Here is a 6,480-nt window from a genome sequence, read left to right as displayed (position 1 = left end):
GGAGCGGTAGTTCAGTTGGTTAGAATACCGGCCTGTCACGCCGGGGGTCGCGGGTTCGAGTCCCGTCCGCTCCGCCAGCTAGTTGAGAAAATCCAGCCTTCGGGCTGGATTTTTTTTGGGCTCGTTTTTTCGCTTGCGTCAGGTCCCGCGCGTCGAATCCTGCGCAAACATCCATTTGTCGATTGCCAGCAGGCGCGCACTGTCATAGTGTTTAGGGCACCTCCTCGTGCCCGTCCCGCGTGCGATGCTCGACCCGACCGAAGACCTCTCTCTGTTCCAGTTGCGCCAGGCGTCGATGGCGGATTTCGCTTTCGCCGAAGCGCTCACGCACGACAACATGGTCGGCTACTATCGTCGTCACAATCTCGTGTGGCGGGGCGACCTGTTTCTGTCGAGCTGGCGCGAGTCGGAGAACTTCATCCTGCAGGCGGACGGCGTGCCTATTGGCGTCATGCGCGTAACGGAGGAAGACGACTCGCTGCATATTCGTGACGTGCAGATCGCGCAGGGCTTTCGCGGACGCGGCGCAGGCACCTTCCTGCTGAACACGGCGCATCGCTGGGCGCGTGCGCGAGGGCTCGCCGAATGCCAGTTGCGCGTATTCGTCGACAACCCCGCCGCGCGCCTCTACGTGCGTCTGGGCTATCGTCCGGCGGGACCGCGACTCGCCTTGCTCGGTTCGATCCGGCACATGGTGCGCCGCGTTTAGGCGTCGTCCATCGGGCGTTCGTCGTGGCCCGTTCCCGCATCACGCGAAAAAAACGCGCGAGGACTTTGCCCGAAAGCGCGGCGAAACATCGCCGAAAACGCGCTCTGACTTTGATAACCCAATTCCCGTGCGACTTGCGCTAGCGGTCGTCCCTGGCTCAGAAGCGGAATGGCGCGTGCGAGCACGGCCTGCTGGCGCCATTGCGAAAAGCTCACGCCGAGCTCGCGCCTGAAAAGCCGCGCGATGGTGCGCGTGCTCGCCCCGGCTTCCGACGACCATCGTTCGAGATCCGAATGCGACGGGTCGCTAAGCACGGCGTCGCAGAGCGCGCGCAGGCGCTTGTCATTGGGCATCGGCACGGAAAGCGGAAGTGGCTGCGAGCGGATGATTTCATCGAGCGCGAGCGTGCCGAGCAGCCGCTCACGCTGACGGGAAATCGCGTCTTCGTCGAGTGCGGCGATCACCTCGCGCAGCAGCGGCGACACTTCCACCACGCGGCACGCGCCGAGGCCGGGCGGGACGACGCTGGCGTCGACGTAAAGGGTGCGTAGATACGCGTCCTCGACGATCACGACTTCATGCGTCACGTTCGGCGGCACCCAGATCGCACGGGAAGGCGGCACCATCCACGTCGAATCGGCGGTTGCCACGCGCAGCACGCCGCGTGACGTGTACGCAACCTGCGCCCACGGGTGTGTATGCAGCGCGATTCGCACGCCATACGGCACGGGCCGCGAGCGCACGCGGATCGGATGATCGCGGGTCGGCGAATGTTCGACCGGAATGTCGAGGTGCTCGACATTCTCGCTGGCTGGATTCGTGTCGACGAACGTAGTCATGGATCGCCTTTCGGGCGGAAGCTTGGACGGCCCGCCGGCAGCGCATTTTCGCGGGGCATAATGCGCGGATCGTTCAACGCCACGAATGGAGCGGCATTCTCCGATGCAATACGTCTTTGTGTACGGCACCCTGCGCGCGGGCGAAGCCAATGATATCAATCGCGCGGCAGAGCGCCATGATCTGGCGACACCGGAGTATCTGGGCGCGGCGCACGTGCGCGGTCATCTTTTCGATTTCGGCGCTTATCCCGGACTAGTGCTCGATGGCGATACCGGTGCGCCGATTCGTGGCGATATCTATCGAATCGAAGAATCGCTTGTGCCTGTGCTCGATGAAATCGAAGAGGTGTATCCCGGTGTGGAAGGACTGTTTCGCTCGCACCGGATGCATGTCGAAGTGGAACTGGATGGCACGAGAACGCGCATCGATTGCCTGATGTACCCCGTCTCGGCGCAATCAGTTGCAGGACTACCGAAGATATCAAGCGGCGATTGGCTCGTTCGCTGATTACGCTGCGCCCGCGGTGCTCACGCACCAGAGCGCAGCGCGACAGAACTAGCCGTGCGGCCGGAAGCGAACTTACTGGCTCGAACCGGTCGTCGACTTGCCGTGCGACTTCTTGTGATGACTACCCGACTTATGCATAGGCTGCGAATGCATGCCTTGCATACTGTCTTGCTGCGACGATTGCAGAGCTTGTGCGCGCGATTCGACGTCCGCGATCTTCGCGGGATCGGTGCTCATCGTCACGCCTTGCTCGCTTTGAGCATAGGCCACCGATGCAAGCGCGCTCAACGACAACAGAACAGCCACGGACACTTTCTTCATTTTAACCTCCTGGTGACAGTTGAATCCGGGAATCGCCTGTCCGATCCGGGTATTGCCGCATAGTTCGGAGCAAAATCCAGTCCCGCATCGCACTGAGGTGCTTCGCTACCCGAACGTCTTCGGCAATGCGCTTCGGACGTAGCCATCGTAGACCCCGATTCGGGCAACGACGTGTCGAATCACGATTCCTGGCCGGCCCTCGAAAAGCCGGTGCGCGATCTTACAGGCGCGGCTCGTTGCTAGCTAGTCCTGACTAAACCTCGCGCAATCGATTCACGCATTCGGCCAGCGCCTTCAATAAAGACGCAGCCAGCGATACACCTCGAAGCGCGCCATGCCCACGAGTTCGTGCGCCGCAAGCTCGCTGTTCTCGAAGCTCCGGAAGCGCGGCAGAAGTGTGACGGAGTTGTGTCGCACATCTGAAACGTAGGCCTGCGGACGATAACCGAATGCATCGAACGCGGCCAGCGAGCGTCGCATGTGATACGCCGACGTAATGACGATCAAATCGCTGTCATGTGCATCACCCAGAATGGCGGCGACATTACGCGCGTTCTGATAAGTGTTGAGGCTTTGATTTTCGCGGAGGAGATCGCCCGGCGCGACGCCCTGCGCAAGCACGTAAGGCGCGTAATTGTCCGCTTCGGCCTGACCGTGGTTTTGCGGGTCGCCGCCGCTCAGGATCAATCGACACGACGCACCGGACGCACGGCACTCCCGGTACAACTTCGCCGCCGCCGCAATGCGCGGGATCGAGTCGGCTTTCGGAATGAGCCCCGTGCCTTCCCTGTCCGTTCCGCCGCCCATCAGAACGATGTCGGTCTTGGGTGCGAAGTCCGGCGTGATCGTCTGATCAAAGCCCTGTTGCGCGAGATTGAGCAAAGGCCCGGCGAACCATCCGCTACCGCACGCCCACGCCAAAATGACGGTGAGAACGGCAATCTGGACGCGGCGGCGTCGCCAAAGCGCAAATAATGCAAAAAAAAGCAGCAATAAAGTAAATAGAACCAATTTGATTGGGGTAACGTATTGGTTTGAGGACAATTCGTTCCGTCATCGCGGACTTCGGGAACGCATCGGCGGGTGTCGCAGTAAAGCGCGTGATTAGCGCGCTCTCAACGGGGGCTTGTAATAGAAAGCAGCACCTAACGCAAGCGGCGGCCAAACATTCGCCAGCAAGCTGATCATGCTTGGCAACGCGAAATTCGGCGCGCCGCGTTTAGTCGACGTCGCGGACCGTCTTGCGACCGTCACGAGCGTCGTCATGGCTGCACAGGAAGACAGAACGAGATGACCACGTATTCTAACGAAGCCGTACTCGAAGCACTTCGCCGAGCGCAGTATCGTCAGGTTCCCTGGGCAAAACGTCCCAAAGGTTTCGACCTTCTGCGCGCCCTCGGGCTGCTCGAACTCACGAGACAGCGCACCGTTGCGCCAGCGCCGGGCTTTCATGCACCCGTGGATATCGCTGTTGTAACCGAGCGCGGGAAAAACGAATTCAACCGGCTTTGCCGCGACGAACGTTCGATCGACTGGGACTTGAGACGCAGCGAACCTTATTCGTTCGGCGGCCAGGAAGTCGTAGTCGAGGCGAGAGCCTGAACGGCGAGTGCTTGGAGCTGAGACTGATCGGCTGACGAGCCGAGGGATCGTCGTCGTCAGTCTTGTCCGCCGGGCATCTTTCCGGGCGTCCGGTCTTTCCCGTGGCTTCACACCGGCGCGGACGAAAAAAATCCCGTTTCGCACGGGAATGGTCCAGCACTTTGTTACGCAAACGCGCGTCCGTCAATGATGCCGTCCCTGGCTCTCCCTTTCGGAATCGGGACGCGCGCGCACATTGCTCGCGATATCGCCGCGCAGATCGCCACGCGGAGCGGGCGGCGTCACATCGCGCGTCCGGGCGATATCCTGCGGCGCGCTCATGGCTGCTCTCGTATTCAGATGCAAATCCGACCCCGGCGGCGGCCGGGCTTGCCCAGATGCCGCCGCGCTCGTCAGCGCGCCGAGCGCACCGCAAGCGAGCAGTATCGATACCTTCATGGCGAGTCCCCTCAAACCCAAACCGGGCCTGTTAGTCCACTCACCAAGCTATGCTTTGCGCAGCCAACACGCTGTAAGCAATGGTAAAGAGTTGTTTCTCCGCCGTTTGAGCTGAGCCTCGCCAGTTTTTTTGGCGAGCCATACTATGACCGGCGAGAAAGGCCGGCACGCAAAGAAGGGCGTGCGCGGCGAATATCGGCGGAAGGTGATGCCTCGCGGGCCGAACGCCCGCGTGCAGGGAATGAAGCGAAACTGAGCCGAAACAGGGAATGTGTGGAAATTAGCCTGCTTCGAGCGGAACAGATAGATCAGGCCATCTTGGCCGGGGCGCGCCACGATTCTGGGTTGGTCCAGAATGCACCGCGCAGGCGATCGCGGCTCGGCGGCGCGGGCGGCTTGGCTGCGCTCGAACCAATGCGTCCGCGCAGCGAGACTTCGCGGCCATTGCTCGACAAACGCTTCACGATTTCGGCAAGCGTGCCGTCTGCCTGCCATTCGTCGAAACGGCGGCGGCAAGTAGGGGGCGAAGGATAACGCCCGGGCAGCTTCGACCAGCCTTCACCCGTCGAGAGCACCCACAGCACGGCGTTGACCACCGAACGCGCTTCGACGCGCGGACGGCCGCGCCGCTCACTACGCGCCGGCTCGGAACAGAACAAAGCCTCAACCAGCGCCCACTCGTTATCTCTCAAATCGTCGAACAGCACCATATCTCACCTCAGCGAAGCTAACCCCGGTGCGCTGCCCCGCGCCGCGCACTCTGGTCGGAATCCGATGAACGAATTACCAGGAGAGAGTCGGAACGGTGCGGCAGACGATTGTTTCTGAATGCCACGTCGCCCGACCTCTGTGCGCAATGAAATGCGAGAACCGTGCCATGCGCGTCGCAAAATCCGGGAAACCCGCATGGCAGTAGGCTGACGCAACGCCAGCATGGCCCGTATCAGACCCGAAACGAGCCGGATAAGAAATCGGGACAATCACCAATCCTGTGCAGAGAGCCCATCCAGCGTGCGTTTTCGCAATTATGCTGCACCGCAGCGAAACGTACGTTCGGAGGATTTGTCGTGGTTGCCGCCGCTATAATCCGTATGAAACGGGCTCATTGATGAACGTCGGGAATGAACGGATCGCTGAACGTGACGCTGCGCCAGTTGCGCGTCTTTATCGAGGTGTCGCGGTTGCGTAGTTTCAGCCGCGCGGGCGATGAAATCGGCCTGACGCAGTCGGCGGTCAGCCGATGCGTGCGCGAGCTGGAAGGGGAAATCGGGCTGAAGCTCATCGACCGGACGACGCGCGAAGTGCAGTTGACGGATGTCGGCGTCAATCTCGTCGGCACGGTGTCCCGGCTGATTGCCGACCTCGACTCCGCGCTCCACGAAGTGCGCGAATTGGGGCAACAAAAGCGCGGCCGGGTGATCGTCGCGGCGAGCCCCACAGTCGCGTGCCGGCTGATGCCGCGCGTGATTGCGTCGTGTCTGCGAGAATTTCCGCTCGTCACATTGATTCTGCGAGACGATGTCCAATCCGACGTGCTCCGCCAGGTCAAGTCGGGCGAAGCGGATTTCGGCGTCGTGATCGGGCCTTTGGCCGACGACGCCCTTCACGGCCAGCCCGTGATGACCGATTCGTTTTGTCTCGTCGCACGCCGCGATCACCCGCTCGCGCACGAGTCTGCGGCGCCATGGGAAGCGCTCGCGGGAGAGCGGCTCGTGATGCTCGATCAGGCTTCGGGAAGCCGGCCAATCATCGATGCCGTCATGCAGCGGCACGGCGTTCAGGCGCAGGTGGTGCAGGAGCTCGGCCATCCGGCGACGGTGTTCGGACTGGTCGAGGCGGGTGTCGGCGTGAGCGTGTTGCCCTGGCTCGCGCTGCCTTTGCCTGCGAATTCCTCGCTGATCGCGCTGCCGCTGGAACCGCGCGCCGAGCGCACCGTGGAACTCGTACGACGGCGCGACCGCTCGCTGTCTCCGGCGGCGGAGTCGGTCTGGTCGCTGATCGCCGCGCTGCCTCCGCGCGCCGAGCAACTGACCTGACGGGCCGTTTGTCTCGAAAATGTGCCG

Annotated in this window: 9 protein-coding genes and 1 tRNA gene; 5 read left to right on the top strand and 5 right to left on the bottom strand. The window is 61.9% G+C overall.

The window, feature by feature from the left end:
* Both NCR98_RS08190 and NCR98_RS08185 read left to right on the top strand, forming a co-directional pair.
* Window positions 1-77: transfer RNA gene (locus NCR98_RS08190), tRNA-Asp, on the top strand.
* A 149-nt stretch (window positions 78-226) separates the two neighbouring features.
* The gene (locus NCR98_RS08185; protein WP_244825416.1) at window positions 227-709 is read left to right on the top strand and encodes a GNAT family N-acetyltransferase; all 483 of its coding nucleotides are present in this window, start codon (window positions 227-229) and stop codon (window positions 707-709) included.
* On the opposite strand, the gene NCR98_RS08180 is transcribed toward NCR98_RS08185, so the two are convergent.
* Complete coding sequence (locus NCR98_RS08180; protein WP_244825415.1) at window positions 706-1,548, bottom strand: AraC family transcriptional regulator; 843 nt, start codon at window positions 1,546-1,548, stop codon at window positions 706-708. The genes NCR98_RS08185 and NCR98_RS08180 overlap by 4 nt on opposite strands.
* Before the next feature lie 103 nt (window positions 1,549-1,651).
* Here NCR98_RS08180 and NCR98_RS08175 point away from each other — a divergent pair, with 103 nt between their 5' ends.
* The gene (locus NCR98_RS08175; RefSeq protein WP_244825414.1) at window positions 1,652-2,056 is read left to right on the top strand and encodes a gamma-glutamylcyclotransferase family protein; all 405 of its coding nucleotides are present in this window, start codon (window positions 1,652-1,654) and stop codon (window positions 2,054-2,056) included.
* Window positions 2,057-2,128: 72 nt separating this feature from the next.
* Here NCR98_RS08175 and NCR98_RS08170 read toward each other — a convergent pair whose 3' ends face one another.
* Together NCR98_RS08170 and NCR98_RS08165 are read right to left on the bottom strand one after the other, a co-directional pair.
* Complete coding sequence (locus NCR98_RS08170; RefSeq protein ID WP_250492492.1) at window positions 2,129-2,377, bottom strand: hypothetical protein; 249 nt, start codon at window positions 2,375-2,377, stop codon at window positions 2,129-2,131.
* A 294-nt stretch (window positions 2,378-2,671) separates the two neighbouring features.
* Entirely contained in the window at window positions 2,672-3,259 is a 588-nt protein-coding gene (locus tag NCR98_RS08165; protein WP_250525934.1) for a YdcF family protein, read from the bottom strand.
* Between the two features lie 408 nt (window positions 3,260-3,667).
* On the opposite strand from NCR98_RS08165, the gene NCR98_RS08160 reads away from it, so the two are divergent.
* Window positions 3,668-3,979: a hypothetical protein gene (locus tag NCR98_RS08160; RefSeq protein ID WP_244825411.1), complete on the top strand. Its 312-nt coding sequence runs from the start codon at window positions 3,668-3,670 to the stop codon at window positions 3,977-3,979.
* A 183-nt stretch (window positions 3,980-4,162) separates the two neighbouring features.
* Here the strand turns inward: NCR98_RS08160 and NCR98_RS08155 are convergent, their stop codons facing one another.
* Window positions 4,163-4,417 carry a hypothetical protein gene (locus NCR98_RS08155; RefSeq protein ID WP_250465050.1) on the bottom strand — a complete coding sequence of 85 codons (255 nt, stop codon included), beginning with the start codon at window positions 4,415-4,417 and terminating at the stop codon, window positions 4,163-4,165.
* Window positions 4,418-4,725: 308 nt separating this feature from the next.
* The gene (locus NCR98_RS08150) at window positions 4,726-5,127 is read right to left on the bottom strand and encodes a transposase (RefSeq protein WP_050454634.1); all 402 of its coding nucleotides are present in this window, start codon (window positions 5,125-5,127) and stop codon (window positions 4,726-4,728) included.
* A gap of 423 nt (window positions 5,128-5,550) precedes the next feature.
* Between NCR98_RS08150 and NCR98_RS08145 the strand changes: the two genes are divergently transcribed.
* Window positions 5,551-6,453, top strand: a complete 903-nt coding sequence (locus NCR98_RS08145; RefSeq protein ID WP_250465070.1) for a LysR family transcriptional regulator — start codon at window positions 5,551-5,553, stop codon at window positions 6,451-6,453.
* The last annotated feature ends 27 nt before the right edge of the window (window positions 6,454-6,480 follow it).

This window comes from Caballeronia sp. GAWG2-1, from assembly GCF_023631405.1.
Classification (GTDB): domain Bacteria; phylum Pseudomonadota; class Gammaproteobacteria; order Burkholderiales; family Burkholderiaceae; genus Caballeronia.
Note: the sequence above shows the minus strand (reverse complement) of the source record. Positions and strands in the feature narration are given on the sequence as shown.